Raw genomic sequence first — 17,667 nt, 5'->3', positions numbered from 1 at the left:
GGAAACCTGGCGGTCTCAGTGCCAGGGCAGCTGTCCGCGTCGCTCCCAGTAGGCGTCCGGGGCCTCGACGAGGGTGCCGAGGCGTGCCACCTGGTCGCCGTCGAGGTCGACGACGGCGGCGTGCAGGTTGGAGCCCAGCTGGTTCACGGTCGCGGCGCCGGACAGCACGACGCCGGCCCAGGGCTGGCGCAGGATCAGGGCGAGGGCGACCGCGTCGCAGCCCAGCGCGGTCTCCTCCGCGACGGCCTTGAGGACGGAGGGCGCGTACTGGTCCGCGAGGCGGCCGTTGGCCATGCCCTCCTTGACGATGACGGTGAGCCCGGCCTCGTGCGCCTCCGCCAGCGCGGGACCAGCGGAGGTCTCCAGCGCGTTGTACGTCGACTGGACGGTACGGAAGAGGGGCTCGCCGTCGACGGTCACGGCGAGCGCGGCGCGGATGGCGTCGGCCTGGGCGGGGCCGCTGGTGGAGAAGCCGACGGTGCTGCCCTGCGCGGCGGCCTCGGCCAGCCTCGCGTGCAGCTCCTTGTCGGTGAGGGCCGGGCTGTCCGGGGTGAGCGAGTGGATCTGGTAGAGGTCGAGCCGGTCGCCGAGCAGGGCGTCGGTCTCGGCGCGCTGGCGGTCGTACGTGGCGACGCCGTGGTCCTTGACCTCGTGCTGCTCGGCGTCGGTCGACCAGTCGGCGGTGTAGGTGTAGCCCCACTTGCTGCCGACGACCACGTCGTCGACGTCGGGGCGGTCCCGGAGCCAGTCGGCGAGGAACTCCTCGGAGCGTCCGTAGGAGCGGGCCGCGTCGAAGTAGCGCACACCCTGCGCGTAGGCGGCGTCGAGGAGGTCGTGGGTGCGTTCGCGCAGTGCCTCGACCGTCCGGTCGGCCGGCAGGTCACGGTCGCGGCCGAGGTTGATGTAGCCGGGTCGGCCGACGGCGGCGAGACCCAGGCCGATGTGGCAGGTGGGGGTGGTCGCCGCGGCCAGGCGGGCGAAGGGCATCGCGGGCTCCGTTCGGTCGGCTGCTGAGGCTGTTGCGCCGCTCAGCCGTTGGACGGCTGAGCTGTTGACCAACGTAACCGCGATGCCCTCCGGGCACACCGGCTGCTGCTGCGTGCTGCTACTTCTTCGCGTCCGCCCAGGCGTGCTGGGCCGCCACGTCCGCCTTCACCTCGGCGAGCTGGACGGCGACCGCGCCGGGCGCCGTACCGCCGCGTCCGCTGCGGGAGGCGAGGGCGCCGGGGACGTTGAGGACGGTGCGCACCTCGGGGGTGAGGTGCTCGGAGATCTTGGCGAACTGCTCGTCGGTCAGCTCGTCCAGCTCCTTGCCGTCGGCCTCGGCGACCTTGACGCACTCGCCGGCCACCTCGTGCGCGACACGGAACGGCACGCCCTGCTTGACCAGCCACTCGGCGATGTCGGTGGCGAGCGAGAACCCGGCCGGGGCCAGCTCCTCCATCCGCTCGCGGTGCACGGTGAGGGTGGCCGTCATGCCGGTGAAGGCGGGGAGCAGGATCTCCAGCTGGTCGATGGAGTCGAAGACCGGCTCCTTGTCCTCCTGGAGGTCGCGGTTGTAGGCGAGCGGGAGGGCCTTGAGGGTCGCCATCAGGCCGGTCAGGTTGCCGATCAGCCGTCCGGACTTGCCCCGGGCCAGCTCGGCGATGTCGGGGTTCTTCTTCTGCGGCATGATCGAGGAGCCGGTGGAGAAGGCGTCGTGGAGGGTGACGAAGGAGAACTCCTTCGTGTTCCAGATGATGATCTCCTCGGCGATCCGGGAGACGTCGACGCCGATCATCGCGGTGATGAAGGCGAACTCGGCGACGAAGTCCCGGGAGGCGGTGCCGTCGATGGAGTTGCCGACGCTGCCGTGCTCGAAGCCCAGGTCACGGGCGACGGCCTCCGGGTCCAGGCCGAGACTGCTGCCGGCGAGCGCGCCCGAGCCGTACGGGGAGACGGCCGTGCGCTCGTCCCACTGGCGCAGCCGCTCCGCGTCCCGGCCCAGCGCCTGGACGTGGGCGAGGACGTGATGGGCGAAGAGCACCGGCTGGGCGTGCTGGAGATGGGTGCGGCCGGGCATGGCCACGTCCGGGTGGGCCTCGGCGAGGCCGATCAGCGCGTCCTGGAGGTCGGCGATCAGAGCGCCGACGGTACGGGCGTGGTCCCGCAGGTACATGCGGAAGAGGGTGGCCACCTGGTCGTTGCGGGAGCGGCCGGCGCGCAGCTTGCCGCCGAGGTCGGGGCCGAGGCGTTCCAGCAGGCCCCGCTCCAGGGCGGTGTGGACGTCCTCGTCGGCGATGGTGCCGGTGAAGGAGCCGTCGGCGACGTCCGCCTCCAGCCGGTCCAACCCGGCGATCATCCGGGTCAGCTCGTCCTCGGTGAGCAGGCCCGCCTTGTGCAGCACGCGCGCGTGGGCACGCGAACCGGCGATGTCGTAGGGCGCGAGCCGCCAGTCGAAGTGGACGGACGCGGACAGCTTGGCCAGGGCCTCGGCGGGACCGTCGGCGAAACGGCCGCCCCAGAGCCGGACGTCACCGCTGTTGCTGCTCACTTGGGTCGCTCCTCACCGTACGATCACTGTCATGCATGAGTATGCAGAACTCTGCATGATTCGTCAATCTCGCGGCTCGACGGCGCACGTCATGGCCCGCACCCCCATAATCGTTAGACATGGGAAAGACTTACGAGCGCATAGACGGCAGACTCCGCACCTTCATCGAGGCGCAGCCCCTCTTCTTCACCGCCACCGCTCCCCTGGCCGGTGACGGCACGGTCAACCTGTCCCCCAAGGGCCTCACCGGCTGCTTCGCGGTGCTCGACGAGCTCACGGTGGCCTACCTCGACTTCGCGGGATCCAACGCGGAGACCATCGCCCACCTGCGGGAGAACGGGCGCATCACCCTGATGTGGTGCGCCTTCCAGGGCCCGCCGAACATCGTGCGCGTGCACGGCCGCGGCGAGCCGGTCTTCCGCGACGACCCGCGCTTCCCGGAGCTTCTCACCCACTTCCCGGACATCGACACCACCGTGCACGGCCTGCGCGCGGTCATCGTCGTGCACGCCGAACTCATCCGCGACACCTGCGGCTACGCCGTCCCCTTCATGGCCTACGAGAACGACCGGGACCTGCACGGCAAGCGGTTCGCCCGTGAGGACGACGCCTCGCTCAGCGCCTACTTCACCAAGAAGGAGCACATCGCCCACAGCATTGACGGGCTCCCCGGGCTGCCGCTTCCCCTCCCCCCGTCTACCGTCTGAGCCATGCGCCCCGGTGTCCTCGTCGCCGTCCTCGTCTCCGCCTCCCTCCTCACGCTCGGTGCCGCTCCCGCCGACGGGTCCGCCGCCCGGCCGCTGCCGGCCCGGATGGCGGACACGGGCGGCGGCACCCAGCTGATCACCGCGGTCGCGCCGGACACCGGATCGACCACGGGCACCGTCACCTGGTGGGACCGCGGCGACGACGACGGCCGCTGGGTGGCGGCCGGTTCCGCGCCCGCCCGCTTCGGCTCCGGCGGACTCACCGAAGGGGCGACCCGCGTCCAGGGCACGAACACCACGCCGACCGGGCTGTACGACCTGCCGTACGCCTTCGGCATCGAGGCGGCGCCGCGCGGGACGGCGTACCCGTACCGGCCCGTCCGGCAGGACTCCTGGTGGTGCCAGGACAACGCCTCCCGTTTCTACAACCGCTGGACCGAGCCGCGCCCCGCCGACTGCCGCGCCGCCGAGGCCGAGCACCTGGTCGCGTACCGGACCCAGTACGCGTACGCCCTGGTCGTCGGCTTCAACTACGACCGCCCGGTGCGCGGCCGCGGCGCGGGCATCTTCCTGCACGTCGACGGGCGCGGGGCGACGGCGGGCTGCGTGTCGGTGCCCGAGGACGCCATGCGGCGGATCCTGCGGTGGGCCGAGCCGGGGGAACGACCGCACCTCGCGGTCGGGACCTCGGGCGGGGCGACGGCAATCACCCGCTACTGAATCCGGAGGGCACGACCGCGCGGGCTGAACGCTCGAGGGGCACGGCGCGTATCTGTGGGCCAAGGGCCAAGTCCCACGGAGGAACCGTGACCACCACGCTCGCCGGCGGCCGTGCCGCCCGCCGTCAGACGATGCGGCGCATCCGTCCGCGCCGCTCCCCCGCCGTCCCCCTGCTGCTCGCCGTGTGGGCGGGCGCGGCGGGCGTGTTGTGGCTGTGGTGGCGCAACACGCCCGCCATCTCCGACGACACCGGCCGGATCCTCGGCGCGGGCCGGATCACCGGCCTGCTCGCCGGGTACCTGATGGCGCTGGTGGTGCTCCAGATGGCCCGGGTGCCGGCGCTGGAGCGGCGCGTCGGGTCCGACCGGGTCGCCCGCTGGCACGCCATGACCGGTCGCTACACCCTCTGCCTGGTCCTCGCCCACGTCTTCCTGATCATGTGGGGCTACGCGGCACAGGCCGGCAAGGGCCTCGGCGACGTCGTCGCGCAGACCGTCGACTCCGTGAACCGGCTGCCGGACATGGGCAAGGCCGCCCTCGGCACCGGCCTGCTGGTCGTCGTCGGGCTGCTGTCCGCCGGCCCCGTGCGCCGCCGCATCCCGTACGACGCCTGGTACCACGTGCACCTGCTCACCTACGCGGCGGTGTTCCTGACCTTCTGGCACCAGTTGACCACCGGCAACGACTTCGCCGTCGAGCCGCTCGCCAGGACCGTCTGGTACGCGCTGTACGGCTCCGTGACCGCCCTGGTGCTCTGGTACCGGGTGCTGACCCCCCTCCGGCTCAACCTGCGGCACCGGATGCGGGTGGAGGCGGTGATCGAGGAGACGCCCGGGATCGTGTCGGTGCTCATCGGCGGGCGCCGGCTGCACCGGATGGGCGCGGAGGCCGGGCAGTTCTTCCGCTGGCGGTTCCTCGCGCCGGGAATGCGGTTCAGCTCCCACCCGTACTCGCTGTCGGCGGCGCCGCGCCCGGACCTGCTGCGGATCACCGTGAAGGCCATCGGCGACCACAGCGCCCGGCTGCGCGAGCTGGAGCCCGGCACCCGGGTGTGGGCGGAGGGGCCGTACGGCGCCCTGACCGCCCAGCGCCGCAGCCGCGGCAAGGTGCTGCTGGTGGCGGGCGGGGTGGGGATCACCCCGATGCGGGCGCTGTTCGAGACGCTGCCCGGCGCGTCCGGCGACATCACGCTGCTCTACCGGGCCAACAGCACCCAGGACCTGGCGCTCTGGGACGAGCTGGCCGGGATCGCCGACGAGCGCGGCGCCCGGCTGATGTACGCGGTCAACAGCCCGGACGGGGAGCGCCCGGACATCTCCGCGGAGACCCTGGCCCGGAAGATCCCGGACGTCGAGCGCCACGACGTCTTCCTGTGCGGGCCGCCCGGCTTCGCCCAGTCGGTGTACGAGGCACTGCGCGGCGCGGGGGTCCCCGCCCGCCGTATCCACCACGAGTCGTTCGAGATGTGAGCGACGGACAACAGGAGTCCAGGACCCATGAGGAAAAGCCACCCCGTTCGGCGTGCCGTGCTCGCCGGGGCCGCCACCGTGTCCGGGATCGTGCTGCTGCTGTCGCTGAAACCGGCGTCCGACCCGGGCTCCGCCTCGGCGGCGGGCGGCGCGGTGCCGCCCGTGGCCGCACAGTCGCCGCAGGGCGGCCGGGGCGCCGGGGCCGGCACCGTCACGGGTGACGCGGCCAGTACGCAGTACGGTCCCGTGCAGGTCCGGCTCACCGTGAGCGACGGGAAGATCACCAGGGCCGAGGCCGTGCAGGCGCCCGAGGGCGGACAGAGCGACCGGGTCACCGCGGACGCCGTGCCCAAGCTGAACCGGGCGGCCGTCGCCGCCGGGAACGCCGACATCGACGCGGTGTCGGGCGCCACCTACACCAGCGCCGGGTACCAACAGTCCCTCCAGTCGGCCCTCGACAAGGCGGCCGCGGCGGCCAGGTCCGGAGCCGGAGCCGGAGCCGCCGCAGCGGGCGCCGGAGCCGGGCAGGGCACGCAGGTGCTCACCGGTGACGCCGCGCAGACCCAGTACGGCCCCGTGCAGGTCCGGGTGACCGTCAGCGGCGGGAAGATCACCGAGGTCGAGACGCTCCAGGCGCCCAAGGGCGGCCGCAGCGGCCAGGTGACGGCCGACGCCGTGCCCAAGCTGAACCGGGCGGCCGTCGCCGCCGGGAACGCCGACATCGACGCGGTGTCGGGCGCCACCTACACCAGCGCCGGGTACCAACAGTCCCTCCAGTCGGCGCTGGACCGGGCCGGTGGCTGACGCCGTGACCGAGGCCGAGCCGGAGTCCGAGTCGGGGTCCGGGCCCGGGTCCCCCTCCGGACCCGCACAGGCTCCCGCCGCGGTGCGTCACGTGGAGGAGGCGATGGGGACCGTCTTCTCCTTCGACGTCCGCGGCGGGAAACCCGCGGCGGTACGGGCGGCGCTGACCGATGCGGTCGCCGGGCTGCACCGGGCGGACGAGGTGTTCAGCACCTACCGGGACGGCAGCGAGATCTCGCGGCTGGCGCGCGGCGAACTGGCCGTCGAGGCCTGTGTGCCGGAGGTCGCCGAGGTGCTGGAGCTGGCGGCGGAGGCGGAGCGGGTGAGCGACGGCTGGTTCAGCACCCGGTACGGGGGACGGCTCGATCCGACCGGCATCGTCAAGGGCTGGGCCGTGGAGCGTGCCGCGCGGCGGATCTCGGCGGTGGTCGCCGGTGCGAGCGGTGTCAGCGTCAACGGGGGTGGCGACGTACAACTGCTCGGGACGCCGGGTGCGGCGCGGCCGTGGCGGGTCGGGGTGTCGGACCCGCTGCGGCCGGGCGGCCTCGCGGCGGTCGTCTCGGCGGCGGGCGCGGCCGAGCTGGCCGTGGCGACGTCCGGCTCCGCCGAGCGGGGCGCGCACGTCGTCGATCCCCGCACCGGGCGCTCGGCGGTGACCGACCTGTTGTCCGTGACGGTGGTCGCGCCCCGGCTGACGTGGGCGGACTGCTGGGCGACGGCGGCCTTCGCGATGGGGGCACGGGAGGGGTTGCGGTGGCTGGAGCAACTCCCCGGCGTCGAGGGGCTGCTGATCACGGCGGGGGACGAGGTGCGGTGTACTGCAGGCCTGGCGGCGTGGCTGGGCTGAACCCGGCCCACGGGTGACCGGCGCCGCCGGGCAGACGTCCGTACGCGGGAGGAGCCCGCGATGGCGGAAGTGCGCGGTGTCGAGGTCGTCGTGTTCGACGTGCTCGGCACGACGGTCGGCGAACCGGGAGGACTGCGGAACGCGTTGCGGGAGGCCGTGCCCGGCGCCGACGAGGCGTCCGTCGACCGGTGGCTGACGGTCTGGCAGGAGCACGTCGAACAGGAGATACGCCGCGTCAACGCCGGGGAGCGGCCGTACGCCGCCTCGCGGTCCTGGACCGCGAGGCGGCGGAGCGCTTCGCCGGGCACGCCGGGCTGACCGACGCGGACGCCGTCGCGCGGCTGACCGGCGCGGGGCGGCGCCCGGAGCCGTGGGACGACTCCGTCTCCGGGCCCGCGCGGCTGGCCGGCTTCCCGGTCGTGGGCCTGTCCAACGCCCCCCGCGCGAGTCTGCTCCGCCTCCACAAGCACGCCGGGCTGCGCTGGCACCAGGCCCCGTCGGCCGAGGAGGCCCGCATGTACAAGCCGTCGCCGGAGGTCTACCGGCTCGCCCACACCGCGGCGGGCTGCCCGCCCGAGCGGGTGCTGATGGTCGCCGCCCACGCCTGGGACCTGCGCGATGCCCGGAGTCGGGGATGCGCACCGCCTACGTCGGGCGTCCGGTCGGCGACCCGCCGGGGCCCACGGACGCCGTCGAATGGGCCGTGGACGGTCTGGACGAGCTGGCCGCGGCATTGACGGAGGGGTAGCGTCGCCGCTCCCCCGCCAGCGGCACGCGGTCCCGCTCAGCCCCCGTTCTGCGCCAGCCGCAGCAAGTGGTCCGCCAGGGCCTGCCCGCCGGCAGGCTCCCGGCTGATCAGCATCAGCGTGTCGTCGCCCGCGATCGTGCCCAGGATGTCGTGCAGTTCCGCCTGGTCGATGGCCGAGGCGAGGAACTGCGCCGCTCCCGGAGGGGTGCGCAGGACCACGAGGTTCGCGGACGCCTCCGCGGAGATCAGCAGCTCCGCGGAGAGCCGCCGCATCCGCTCCTCCTTGGCCGACTCCCCGAGCGGCGCCCGCGGGGTGCGGAAGCCGCCCTCGCTGGGCACCGCGTAGATGAGGTCGCCGTCGGTGTTGCGGATCTTGACCGCGTTCAGCTCGTCCAGGTCCCGGGAGAGCGTCGCCTGGGTGACGGTGAGCCCGTCGTCGGCGAGCAGCTTCGCCAGCTGGCTCTGCGAGCGGACCGCCTGCCGGTTGAGGATGTCCACGATCCGGCGGTGGCGTGCGGTGCGGGTCTGCGGCAGGGCGGGCCCGGCCGTCTGCTCGTGCTCCTGCGCGTGGCTCATCGTCGTCTCATTCTCCGGATCGTCCGTCCCCGTGAGCCGTCTCGGCGGCCTGGTCAAGGATGCCGGGCAGCGCCCCGAGGAACGCGTCCACCACGTCGTCGCCGAGGTTCAGCGCGGGCATCAGCCGTACGACATCGGGCGCGGGCGCGTTCACCAGGATTCCGGCGTCCTGAGCCGCCTGCTGCACCCGGGCGGCGAGCGGCTCGGTGAGCACGATACCCAGGAGCAGTCCGGCGCCCCGGACGTGGGCGACCAGCGGGTGGCCGAGGGCTTCGACACCGCCCCGGAGCGTCTCGCTCTGCCGCTTGACGTTGTCCAGCAGTCCCTCGTCGGCGATGGTGTCGAGGACGGCGAGTCCGGCGGCGCAGGCGACCGGGTTGCCGCCGAAGGTGGTGCCGTGGTGACCGGGCTGGAGCAGGTCGGCGGCGCGGCCGAAGGCGATCGTCGCGCCGAGCGGGAGTCCGCCGCCGAGGCCCTTGGCGAGGGTGACCACGTCGGGCAGGACGCCTTCGTGGGCCTGGTACTCGAACCAGTGCCCGGTCCGGCCGACGCCGGTCTGCACCTCGTCCAGGACGAGCAGCGCACCGGTGGCGGCGGTGATGGCGCGGGCCGCCTTCAGGTAGCCGGGGGGCGGGACGACGACGCCGTTCTCGCCCTGGATCGGCTCGATGATCACCAGGGCCGTCTCCTCGGTGACCGCCGCGGCCAGCGCCTGCGGGTCGCCGTACGGCACGTGGGTGACGTCGCCGGGCAGCGGCAGGAACGGCTCCTGCTTGCCGGGCTGGCCGGTCAGGGCCAGGGCGCCCATGGTGCGGCCGTGGAAACCGCCCTCGGTGGCGACCATGTGCGGCCGGCCGGTCAGCCGGCCGATCTTGAAGGCGCCCTCGTTGGCCTCGGCGCCGGAGTTGCAGAAGTAGACCCTGCCGTCGCGGCCGAAGTGCTGGAGCAGCCGTTCGGCGAGGGCGACGGGCGGTTCGGCGATGAAGAGGTTGGAGACGTGGCCGAGGGAGGCGATCTGCCGGCTCACGGCGTCGACGACCGCCGGGTGGGCGTGGCCGAGCGCGTTGACCGCGATGCCGCCGACGAAGTCGAGGTACTCCGTGCCGTCGGCGTCCCACAGCCGGGAACCCTCACCGCGCACCAGGGGCAGGCGCGGCGTGCCGTAGTTGTTCATGAGGGTGCCCTGCCACCGCTCGGTCAGCTCCGCGTTGCCCGCCGCTCCCGCGGCGGCCCCTGTGTTGCTCACGACTCCCCCTCTTCGTCCGGCACGACCATCGTGCCGATCCCCTCGTCGGTGAAGATCTCCAGCAGGATCGAGTGCTGGACGCGGCCGTCGATGACGCGGGCGGTGGTGACGCCGCCCCGCACCGCGTGCAGGCAGCCCTCCATCTTCGGCACCATGCCGCTGGACAGGTCGGGCAGCAGTTTCTCCAGCTCGGACGCGGTGAGGCGGCTGATCACCTCGTCGGAGTCCGGCCAGTCCTCGTAGAGGCCCTCGACGTCGGTGAGGACCATGAGAGTCTCGGCGCCGAGCGCCGCAGCGAGTGCCGCAGCCGCCGTATCAGCATTGACGTTGTAGACATGGTGGTCGTCCTGGGAACGGGCGATCGACGAGACGACCGGAATGCGGCCGTCTGCCAGCAGTGCCTCGATGGCACCGGTGTCGATCTCGGTGATCTCGCCGACCCGTCCGATGTCGACGAGTTCGCCGTCGATCTCGGGCTGGTGCTTGGTGGCGGTGAGGGTGTGCGCGTCCTCGCCGGTGAGGCCGACGGCGAGCGGTCCGTGCTGGTTGAGCAGCCCGACCAGCTCCCGCTGTACCTGCCCGGCGAGCACCATCCGTACGACGTCCATGGCGTCCTCGGTGGTGACGCGCAGGCCGGCCTTGAACTCGCTGACGATGCCGTGCCTGTCGAGGGCGGCGCTGATCTGCGGGCCGCCGCCGTGCACGACGACGGGCTTGAGGCCGGCGTGCCGCAGGAAGACGACGTCCTGGGCGAAGGCGGCCTTGAGGTCCTCGTCGATCATGGCGTTCCCGCCGAACTTGATGACGACGGTCTTGCCGTGGTGCCGGGTCAGCCAGGGCAGCGCCTCGATGAGGATCTGGGCCTTGGGGAGCGCGGTGTGTTTCCGCGTGGGTGCGTTGCTCGTTCCGTCGCTCATGAGGAGTACGCGCTGTTCTCGTGGACGTAGTCGGCGGTGAGGTCGTTGGTCCAGATGGTGGCGGTGGCGTCGCCCGCGGCGAGGTCGGCGACGATGTGCACCTCGCGGTAGCGCATGTCGACCAGCTCGCGGTCCTCGCCGACGCCGCCGTTCTTGCAGACCCAGACGCCGTTGATGGCGACGTTCAGCCGGTCGGGCTCGAAGGCCGCGTCGGTGGTGCCGATGGCGGACAGGACGCGGCCCCAGTTGGGGTCCTCGCCGTGGATGGCGCACTTGAGCAGGTTGTTGCGGGCGATGGTGCGGCCCACCTGGACGGCCTCGTCCTCGGTCGCGGCGTTCACGACCTCGATCCTGATGTCCTTGCTGGCGCCCTCGGCGTCCCGGATCAGCTGCTGGCCGAGGTCGTCGCAGACGGTGCGGACGGCCTCGGCGAAGGCCTCGTACTCGGGGGTGGTGCCGGAGGCGCCGGAGGCGAGCAGCAGCACGGTGTCGTTGGTGGACATGCAGCCGTCGGAGTCGACCCGGTCGAAGGTGACCCGGGTGGCGGCGCGCAGGGCGCGGTCCAGGGCCTCGGTCTCCAGGTCGGCATCGGTGGTGATCACGACGAGCATGGTGGCGAGCCCCGGGGCGAGCATCCCGGCGCCCTTGGCCATGCCGCCGACGGTCCAGCCGTCCTTCGTCACGACGAACGTCTTGTGCACGGTGTCCGTCGTCTTGATGGCGATGGCGGCCTTCTCGCCGCCGTGCTCGGAGAGCTGACCGGCCACCGTCTCCACGCCCGGGAGCAGCTTGTCCATGGGCAGCAGTACGCCGATGAGCCCGGTGGAGCAGACGGCGACCTCGCCCGCCCCCGTCCCGAGCACCTCGGCGACCTTCTCGGCGGTGGCGTGGGTGTCCTGGAAGCCCTTGGGGCCGGTGCAGGCGTTGGCGCCGCCGGAGTTGAGCACGACGGCGGTCAGCTCACCGCTCTTGAGGACCTGCTCGGACCACAGGACCGGCGCGGCCTTGACGCGGTTGGAGGTGAAGACGCCCGCGGCGGAGCGGCGGGGGCCGGTGTTGACCACGAGGGCCAGGTCGGGGTTGCCGCTCTCCTTGATCCCGGCGGCGATGCCCGCCGCCGTGAATCCCTTTGCTGCCGTCACACTCACGGCGCAACTCCGATCGTCGTCAGTCCGGTGGTCTCGTCGAGACCCAGGGCGATGTTCATGCTCTGGACGGCACCGCCCGCGGTGCCCTTGGCCAGGTTGTCGATGGCGCTGATCGCGATGATCCGGCCCGCGGCGGCGTCGTACGCGACCTGCACCTGGACGGCGTTGGAGCCGTACACGGAGGCGGTCGCGGGCCACTGTCCCTCGGGCAGCAGGTGCACGAAGGGCTCGTCGGCGAAGGCCTTCTCGTAGGCGGCCCGCACCGACTCGGCGCTGCCGCCGGGCTTCGCCTTGGCGGTGCAGGTGGCGAGGATGCCGCGGGGCATCGGCGCGAGGGTCGGTGTGAAGGAGACGGTGACCGGCTCGCCGGCGACCGCGCCGAGGTTCTGGATCATCTCGGGGGTGTGCCGGTGGCCGCCGCCGACGCCGTAGGGCGACATGGAGCCCATGACCTCGCTGCCCAGCAGGTGCGGCTTGGCCGCCTTGCCGGCGCCGGACGTCCCGGAGGCGGCGACGATCACCGCCTCGGGCTCGGCCAGCGACGCGGCGTAGGCGGGGAAGAGGGCCAGGGACACGGCCGTCGGGTAGCAACCGGGCACCGCGATGCGCTTGGACCCCTCCAGCGCGGCGCGGGCACCCGGAAGTTCGGGGAGGCCGTAGGGCCAGGTGCCGGCGTGCGGGGAGCCGTAGAACGTCTCCCAGTCGGCCGCGTCCTTGAGCCGGAAGTCGGCGCCCATGTCGACGACCAGGGTCTCCGGGCCGAGCTGTTCGGCGACGGCGGCGGACTGCCCGTGCGGCAGCGCGAGGAGGACGACGTCGTGCCCCGCGAGGACGTCCGCCGTGGTCGGCTCCAGCACCCGGTCGGCCAGCGGCAGCAGGTGCGGCTGCAGCGCGCCGAGCCGCTGACCCGCGTTGGAGTTGCCGGTCAGGGCGCCGATCTCGATCTCGGGGTGGGTCAGGAGCAGGCGCAGCAGCTCACCGCCCGCATACCCGCTCGCTCCGGCCACCGCCGCACGTACCGCCATGGAAAACCCTCCTCCTGGATGGCATGACTATACGTTTCGCTGCACGTTTATGCAATCCAGTGAATACCAGCCCCACGGCGAGGCCGAGCGGGACCTCAGCCCTTGACGGCCTCCGCGATGTGCCGCGCGGCCCGGTCGGGCGTGAGGTGCGTGGTGTCGACGACCTCGGCCTCGGCGTGCAGCCAGGTGCGGGCGGCCTCGGCGTACGGCTCGAGGTACCGCAGACGGAACGGCGAGTTGGGCCCCAGTACGGTGTCGCCCGCGATGCGCCCCCGCAGGGTCTCCCGGTCGGCGTGGAGGACGAAGTGCCGTACGGGGATCCCGTGCCCGGCGAGGCCGCCCGCGATCTCCCGCCAGTACGCCTCGACCAGCACCGTCATCGGCATCACCAGGGTGCCGCCGGCGTAGTCGAGTACCCGGCGGGCGGTCTCGACGACGAGCGGCCGCCACGGCGGCCAGTGCTGGAAGTTGTCCGTCTCCGGCAGGCCGGGCGTGATGTCCATGAGCGTCTCGCCGACCTTCTCGGCGTCGAACACCCGGGAGTCCGGGAGCAGCCGCTGCACGAGCAGGGCGGTCGTCGTCTTGCCCGCACCGTGGGTGCCGTTCAGCCATACGATCATGCCTCCCCAGGCTAGCCGGGACCGGCGACGCCGTGGGGTGGCGTCGCCGGTCCCGGTCGCGCGCCGGCGGGGCTGGCGCTGCCCGATCCGCAGGAGCGTCACCGAGTTCGCCGGGAAGGTGTGGGTGAACTCGCTCGCCACTCCCGAGAAGGTCGAGGTCGCCGGGGTCACCGCGGTGCGTCCGTCCCGGTGTTGACCGCGTCCCGGTCGGCGGCCAGCGTGGTGACGCGAGCCCTGGGCAGCCGGGCCGACGGTGATCGTGCAGTCGGCGGCGGCCTCCGCGTGCACCGGGGACGGCAGCAGGGCGGATGCCGTCAGGAGGGCGGTGACGCTGAGACCGAGTCTCCAGCCGGTGCGTGACATGGATACTCCGCGGCTCGAATGCATCGTTCGGACCGTTCCATTAGTTCGAAATATCGGACATTGGTCAGCACTTCGAACGGCAAGATGGGGAGGGGGACCAGACGCGTCAATGGGCCGTGCGGCAACCAGTGGGCCGGAGCGGGGAAGCGAGGGAAGATGGGCGAGTCGTGGCCGGTGCCCGACGTACTGGCGTTTCTCGCGGGGCGCTGGCGCACCGAGCGGTCGGTGCGGGACCTGGCGAGCGGCCTGGAGGGCCGGTTCGAGGGGGTCACGTCCTTCGACGCGCTCGACGCCGGCGGGCTGGTCGGCCGGGAGTCGGGCGTCTTCACCTGGCAGGGCGTGTCCCGGCCCGCCGGGCGGACGCTGCGCTACGAGCCGGGGGGCGGACCGGGCCGCGCGGACGTGCGCTTCGCCGACGGCCGCCCCTTCCACGGCCTGGACCTGACCTCGGGACACCACGTGGCCGACCACCCGTGCGCCGCCGACCTCTACCGCGGCGAGTTCACCGTCCGGGGCCCGGACCGCTGGCGGACGGTGTGGCGGGTGGGCGGCCCGGCCAAGGACCTGCTGATCACAACGGATTACCTTCGCGAAACACCGGGCGGGTAGCACCCTGGTCCGGCGCGCCCTCGAAGCGGAGGTTCCAGCGGCCCGCGCGGCCCGTCACGGTGGTCGTCGACAGCGGACGGACGTCCAGGTTCCAGTATGTTCCGGGCGGCGCCTTGAGCGCGTAGACCAGCGCCGCCCGGATCACGGAGGGTTCGGCCACGGCGACGATGCGGTCGCCGTCCTCGCCGGGACGGGTGTCGAGCCAGCCGCCGACCCGGGTGATGAAGCCCAGCAGCGACTCCCCGCCGTGCGGGGCCGAGCGCGGGTCGGCGAGCCAGGCGTCCACGGCCCCCGGCTCGCGTGCCATGGCCTCACCGAGCGTCAGACCACGCCAACGGCCCATGTCGCAGTCGCGCAGGGCCAGTTGGAGCAGCGGTGCACAGCCGAGGGCGTCCCCGGTGGCGCGGCTGCGGGGCGTGGGCGAGCAGTAGCGCAACTCGGCCGCGGCGAGCGGCCGGAGGTCGCCCGCGGCGCGCAGCGCCTCGTCCCATCCGGCCTGGTCGAGCGGCCGGTCGTCGTCGAAGCGCTCCGCGAGCAGCGGTGAGCTGCGTGCGGCCGCGACGAACGTGACCCGAAGCGCCATGCGGTGATGGTGGAGCGCGAGGGTGCCCGGGTCAAGGGGTGTTACCTGTGGGTCACCCTGGGTGCGCCCCGGCTCACCGACTGCTTCACCGGCCGCGCGGCAGCCCGGTGTGCGTCCGCTTCAGCGGCCCCGCACCTCCAGCCAGGCGGTGCGCAGGCGGCGTACGCCTTCCGCGACCTCCCCGACGTTGGCGACCGCGGCGAAGCTCAGCCGGAAGTGGGCGGCGGGCGGCTCGGCACTGAAGTACGGGCGGCCGGGGGTGATCGCGACGCCCGCGCGCAGGGCGGCCGCGGTCAGGGCGGCCTCTCCCCCGGAGCCGAACGCCTGGGAGGTGCCCCCGGCGCCCTCGGGCAGGCGCGGCCACAGGTGGTAGCCGCCGGAGGGCACGTGGGCCAGGGTGATCTCGGGGAGGTGCAGCCGCAGCGCGGAGGTCATCGCGTCCCGGCGGGTCTTCAACTCGGCGGACACGGCCCGCAGATGGCGCGGCCAGGCGGGCGAGCCGACGAGTTCCAGCGCCGCCTCCTGGAGGGGCCGGGGCACGAAGAAGGTGTCGACGACCTGAATGGCGCGCAGCCGGTCGAGGACCGGGCCGTGTGCGGCCAGGGCGCTCACCCGGAAACTGGGCGAGGTCGCCTTGGTGAGCGAGCAGACGTGGACGACGACGCCGTCCGGGTCGTCGGCGGCGAGCGGGGCGGGCAGCGGGCCCGCGTCCTCGTGCACGAGCCGCCGTACGAAGTCGTCCTCCACGACGAAGGCGCCGGCCGCCCGCGCGATGCGCAGCACCTCGCCGCGCCGCTCGGGGGCGAGCACGGCGCCGGTCGGGTTCTGGAACAGGGGCTGGCAGACGAAGACGCGGGCGCCGGTGGCGCGGAAGGCGTCGGCGAGCAGGGCGGGCCGTACGCCGTCGGCGTCCATGGGGACGGGTACCGGACGCAGGCCGGCCGCCCGTGCGATGGCGAGCATGCCGGGGTAGGTCGGGGACTCGACGAGGACGGGGGCGCCCGGCGGGGCGAGGGCGCGCAGGGCGGTGGCCAGCGCGGACTGGCCGCCCGCGGTGATCAGCACCTCGGCCGCCGTGATGGCCCCGCCGATACCGCGCGCGAACCACTCCCGCAGCTCCGGCAGCCCCTCCATCGGCGGCCGCCCCCAGGCGCCGGGCCGCCGCCCGGCCCGCGCCAGCGCCGCCGCCATCGCCCGCTCCGGCTGCAGCGACGGGTGCAGGTAGCCGCCGTTGAGCTCCACGACACCGGGCGGCGGCGCGGCCAGCGAGGCCAGCACCCCGGAGGCGTCCACGGAGCGCGGTACGAGGTCGGCGGCACCGTCGGCGCTGAGCGCGACCTCCTGCCAGGAGGTGTCCCCGGCGGGTGCGGCCGAGGGGCGCGGCCGGGCCCGGAAGGCGCCCGCGCCGGGCCGGGTGACCACCAGCCCTTCGGCGGCCAGCTGGGCCAGGGCGCGGGAGACCGTCACCGGGCTCACCCGGAACCGGTCGACGAGGGCCCGGCTGGACGGGAGCTTTTCTCCCGGTGAGTAGCGGTCGAGCTCCCGCCGCAACACGGCCACCAGATCAGCGACGCTGCTACGCTCTTGCATGAGAGCACAGAGTAGCGCTATCACGCCGCCCCGGATAGCAGTCGGCGGCACGAGCGGGGACACCGGCGGCGGGCCCCTCGGCACCGTCCAGGCCGCCCTCGGCGTCGTCGCCTTCTCCCTCACCTTCCCCGCCACCGCCTGGGGGCTGGAGGGCTTCGGCCCCTGGTCCCTGATCGCCGTGCGCAGCATCCTGGCCGCCGCGGTCGCCGGGGCCTGTCTGCTGGTGCTGAGGGTGGCACCGCCCGAGCGGCGGCACTGGCTGGGCCTCGCGGTGGTGGGCGCCGGGGTCGTGCTGGGCTTCCCCCTGCTGACCACGCTCGCGTTGCGGACCTCGACCACCGCGCACGCCGCCGTCGTGGTGGGCCTGCTCCCGCTGACCACCGCCCTGCTGTCCGCGCTGCGCGTCGGCACCCGTCCCTCGCGCATCTTCTGGATCGCGGCCCTCGCGGGTGCGGCGGCCGTGATCGCCTTCACGGTGCAGCAGAGCGGCGGCGCGTTGACCTCGGCCGACGCCTATCTCTTCGCGGCGCTGCTGGTGTGCGCGGCCGGTTACACGGAGGGCGGCCGGCTGGCCCGGGTGATGCCGGGCTGGCAGGTCATCGGCTGGGCGCTGGTGCTGTGCCTGCCGCTGACGGTGCCGATGGCGGCGGTGGCGCTGTCCTACGAGCCGGTGCATCTGACGGCGCACAGTGTGACCGGGATGCTGTGGGTGGCGATCGGGTCGCAGTTCCTCGGTCTGGTCGTCTGGTACCGGGGCATGGCCGCGATCGGCATCCCGAAGGCCAGCCAGTTGCAGCTGGCCCAGCCGCTGCTCACACTGGTGTGGTCGGTACTTCTCCTGGGCGAGCACCTGCCGGTGGCCGCTCCGCTGACGGCCGCGGCCGTACTCGTGTGCATCGCGGTGACCCAGCGGGCCCGGGGGTAGGGAGCTGCCCGGCGGCACACAGGCGAGGAGGCCTCACGCATGCATGCAATCAAGGGCGACCGGTTGGTCCAGCACGGCCGGGTGGTCGGTGAGCACGACAAGGTCGGGGAGATCGTCGAAGTCCTGGGCCGGGACGGCAGTCCCCCGTACCGGGTCCGCTTCGAGGACGGGCACGAGGGTGTGTGCTCGCCCGGCCCCGACACGGAGATCCGGCACAGGGAGGTCCAGCTCTAGTCG

General features: G+C 73.4%; 18 protein-coding genes and 1 pseudogene. 9 read left to right on the top strand and 10 right to left on the bottom strand.

Annotation, left to right across the window (positions count from 1 at the left end; translation table 11 throughout):
- Positions 1-15: 15 nt before the first annotated feature.
- Together AB0P07_RS07440 and argH are read right to left on the bottom strand one after the other, a co-directional pair.
- Entirely contained in the window at positions 16-987 is a 972-nt protein-coding gene (locus AB0P07_RS07440) for an aldo/keto reductase (protein WP_365546408.1), read from the bottom strand.
- Positions 988-1,105: 118 nt separating this feature from the next.
- The gene (gene argH, locus AB0P07_RS07435; RefSeq protein ID WP_365546405.1) at positions 1,106-2,533 is read right to left on the bottom strand and encodes an argininosuccinate lyase; all 1,428 of its coding nucleotides are present in this window, start codon (positions 2,531-2,533) and stop codon (positions 1,106-1,108) included.
- A 119-nt stretch (positions 2,534-2,652) separates the two neighbouring features.
- Between argH and AB0P07_RS07430 the strand changes: the two genes are divergently transcribed.
- The 6 genes and pseudogenes from AB0P07_RS07430 (at position 2,653) to AB0P07_RS07405 (ending at position 7,828) form a co-directional block, all read left to right on the top strand.
- On the top strand, positions 2,653-3,240 hold the full coding sequence (locus AB0P07_RS07430; RefSeq protein ID WP_365546403.1) for a pyridoxamine 5'-phosphate oxidase family protein: 588 nt from the start codon (positions 2,653-2,655) through the stop codon (positions 3,238-3,240).
- Positions 3,241-3,243: 3 nt separating this feature from the next.
- On the top strand, positions 3,244-3,960 hold the full coding sequence (locus AB0P07_RS07425) for a L,D-transpeptidase family protein (RefSeq protein ID WP_365546400.1): 717 nt from the start codon (positions 3,244-3,246) through the stop codon (positions 3,958-3,960).
- Positions 3,961-4,046: 86 nt separating this feature from the next.
- Complete coding sequence (locus AB0P07_RS07420; RefSeq protein WP_365546397.1) at positions 4,047-5,429, top strand: ferredoxin reductase family protein; 1,383 nt, start codon at positions 4,047-4,049, stop codon at positions 5,427-5,429.
- Positions 5,430-5,456: 27 nt separating this feature from the next.
- Positions 5,457-6,233 (top strand): FMN-binding protein, encoded by a 777-nt coding sequence (locus tag AB0P07_RS07415; protein ID WP_365546394.1) that lies wholly within the window; start codon positions 5,457-5,459, stop codon positions 6,231-6,233.
- 103 nt (positions 6,234-6,336) lie between these two features.
- A complete protein-coding gene (locus tag AB0P07_RS07410; protein WP_365547067.1) occupies positions 6,337-7,080 on the top strand; it encodes an FAD:protein FMN transferase in 744 nt (247 codons plus the stop codon).
- A 60-nt stretch (positions 7,081-7,140) separates the two neighbouring features.
- Positions 7,141-7,828 (top strand): annotated as a pseudogene (locus AB0P07_RS07405) (haloacid dehalogenase type II).
- A 36-nt stretch (positions 7,829-7,864) separates the two neighbouring features.
- Here the strand turns inward: AB0P07_RS07405 and AB0P07_RS07400 are convergent.
- The 6 genes from AB0P07_RS07400 to AB0P07_RS07375 form a co-directional block, all read right to left on the bottom strand.
- A complete protein-coding gene (locus tag AB0P07_RS07400; RefSeq protein WP_007447727.1) occupies positions 7,865-8,404 on the bottom strand; it encodes an arginine repressor in 540 nt (179 codons plus the stop codon).
- 7 nt (positions 8,405-8,411) lie between these two features.
- Complete coding sequence (locus AB0P07_RS07395; protein ID WP_365546391.1) at positions 8,412-9,650, bottom strand: acetylornithine transaminase; 1,239 nt, start codon at positions 9,648-9,650, stop codon at positions 8,412-8,414.
- The gene (gene argB / locus AB0P07_RS07390) at positions 9,647-10,567 is read right to left on the bottom strand and encodes an acetylglutamate kinase (protein WP_365546388.1); all 921 of its coding nucleotides are present in this window, start codon (positions 10,565-10,567) and stop codon (positions 9,647-9,649) included. The genes AB0P07_RS07395 and argB overlap by 4 nt, the downstream gene beginning before the upstream one ends.
- Complete coding sequence (argJ, locus tag AB0P07_RS07385; RefSeq protein ID WP_365546387.1) at positions 10,564-11,715, bottom strand: bifunctional glutamate N-acetyltransferase/amino-acid acetyltransferase ArgJ; 1,152 nt, start codon at positions 11,713-11,715, stop codon at positions 10,564-10,566. Before argJ ends, argB begins: the two co-directional genes overlap by 4 nt.
- Complete coding sequence (gene argC, locus AB0P07_RS07380; RefSeq protein WP_365546384.1) at positions 11,712-12,740, bottom strand: N-acetyl-gamma-glutamyl-phosphate reductase; 1,029 nt, start codon at positions 12,738-12,740, stop codon at positions 11,712-11,714. The genes argJ and argC overlap by 4 nt, the downstream gene beginning before the upstream one ends.
- 95 nt (positions 12,741-12,835) lie before the next feature.
- Positions 12,836-13,360 carry an AAA family ATPase gene (locus AB0P07_RS07375; protein ID WP_365546382.1) on the bottom strand — a complete coding sequence of 175 codons (525 nt, stop codon included), beginning with the start codon at positions 13,358-13,360 and terminating at the stop codon, positions 12,836-12,838.
- Positions 13,361-13,879: 519 nt separating this feature from the next.
- Here AB0P07_RS07375 and AB0P07_RS07370 point away from each other — a divergent pair.
- Entirely contained in the window at positions 13,880-14,332 is a 453-nt protein-coding gene (locus tag AB0P07_RS07370) for a DUF6314 family protein (protein WP_365546380.1), read from the top strand.
- Here AB0P07_RS07370 and AB0P07_RS07365 read toward each other — a convergent pair.
- Positions 14,295-14,915: a histidine phosphatase family protein gene (locus AB0P07_RS07365; RefSeq protein ID WP_365546378.1), complete on the bottom strand. Its 621-nt coding sequence runs from the start codon at positions 14,913-14,915 to the stop codon at positions 14,295-14,297. The genes AB0P07_RS07370 and AB0P07_RS07365 overlap by 38 nt on opposite strands.
- Positions 14,916-15,035: 120 nt before the next feature.
- Positions 15,036-16,505, bottom strand: coding sequence for a PLP-dependent aminotransferase family protein (locus AB0P07_RS07360; protein ID WP_365546375.1), 1,470 nt, complete (start codon positions 16,503-16,505; stop codon positions 15,036-15,038).
- On the opposite strand from AB0P07_RS07360, the gene AB0P07_RS07355 reads away from it, so the two are divergent.
- Together AB0P07_RS07355 and AB0P07_RS07350 are read left to right on the top strand one after the other, a co-directional pair.
- Positions 16,504-17,430 carry a DMT family transporter gene (locus AB0P07_RS07355; protein ID WP_365546372.1) on the top strand — a complete coding sequence of 309 codons (927 nt, stop codon included), beginning with the start codon at positions 16,504-16,506 and terminating at the stop codon, positions 17,428-17,430. The genes AB0P07_RS07360 and AB0P07_RS07355 overlap by 2 nt on opposite strands.
- Before the next feature lie 39 nt (positions 17,431-17,469).
- Complete coding sequence (locus AB0P07_RS07350; protein ID WP_102931887.1) at positions 17,470-17,664, top strand: DUF1918 domain-containing protein; 195 nt, start codon at positions 17,470-17,472, stop codon at positions 17,662-17,664.
- Positions 17,665-17,667: the final 3 nt, after the last annotated feature.

Origin of the sequence: Streptomyces sp. NPDC085944 (assembly GCF_040686295.1) — a bacterium.
In the GTDB taxonomy this organism is placed as follows: domain Bacteria; phylum Actinomycetota; class Actinomycetes; order Streptomycetales; family Streptomycetaceae; genus Streptomyces; species Streptomyces salinarius.
This window is presented reverse-complemented; position numbering and strand designations above follow the sequence as displayed.

Coding starts and splice junctions, on each gene's coding strand:
- AB0P07_RS07440 (WP_365546408.1), bottom strand. CDS start 987: ATGCCCTTCGCCCGCCTGGCCGCGGCGACCACCCCCACCTGCCACATC.
- AB0P07_RS07430 (WP_365546403.1), top strand. CDS start 2,653: ATGGGAAAGACTTACGAGCGCATAGACGGCAGACTCCGCACCTTCATC.
- AB0P07_RS07425 (WP_365546400.1), top strand. CDS start 3,244: ATGCGCCCCGGTGTCCTCGTCGCCGTCCTCGTCTCCGCCTCCCTCCTC.
- AB0P07_RS07415 (WP_365546394.1), top strand. CDS start 5,457: ATGAGGAAAAGCCACCCCGTTCGGCGTGCCGTGCTCGCCGGGGCCGCC.
- AB0P07_RS07410 (WP_365547067.1), top strand. CDS start 6,337: ATGGGGACCGTCTTCTCCTTCGACGTCCGCGGCGGGAAACCCGCGGCG.
- AB0P07_RS07400 (WP_007447727.1), bottom strand. CDS start 8,404: ATGAGCCACGCGCAGGAGCACGAGCAGACGGCCGGGCCCGCCCTGCCG.
- argB (WP_365546388.1), bottom strand. CDS start 10,567: ATGAGCGACGGAACGAGCAACGCACCCACGCGGAAACACACCGCGCTC.
- argC (WP_365546384.1), bottom strand. CDS start 12,740: ATGGCGGTACGTGCGGCGGTGGCCGGAGCGAGCGGGTATGCGGGCGGT.
- AB0P07_RS07375 (WP_365546382.1), bottom strand. CDS start 13,360: ATGATCGTATGGCTGAACGGCACCCACGGTGCGGGCAAGACGACGACC.
- AB0P07_RS07370 (WP_365546380.1), top strand. CDS start 13,880: ATGGGCGAGTCGTGGCCGGTGCCCGACGTACTGGCGTTTCTCGCGGGG.
- AB0P07_RS07365 (WP_365546378.1), bottom strand. CDS start 14,915: ATGGCGCTTCGGGTCACGTTCGTCGCGGCCGCACGCAGCTCACCGCTG.
- AB0P07_RS07355 (WP_365546372.1), top strand. CDS start 16,504: ATGAGAGCACAGAGTAGCGCTATCACGCCGCCCCGGATAGCAGTCGGC.
- AB0P07_RS07360 (WP_365546375.1), bottom strand. CDS start 16,505: ATGCAAGAGCGTAGCAGCGTCGCTGATCTGGTGGCCGTGTTGCGGCGG.
- AB0P07_RS07350 (WP_102931887.1), top strand. CDS start 17,470: ATGCATGCAATCAAGGGCGACCGGTTGGTCCAGCACGGCCGGGTGGTC.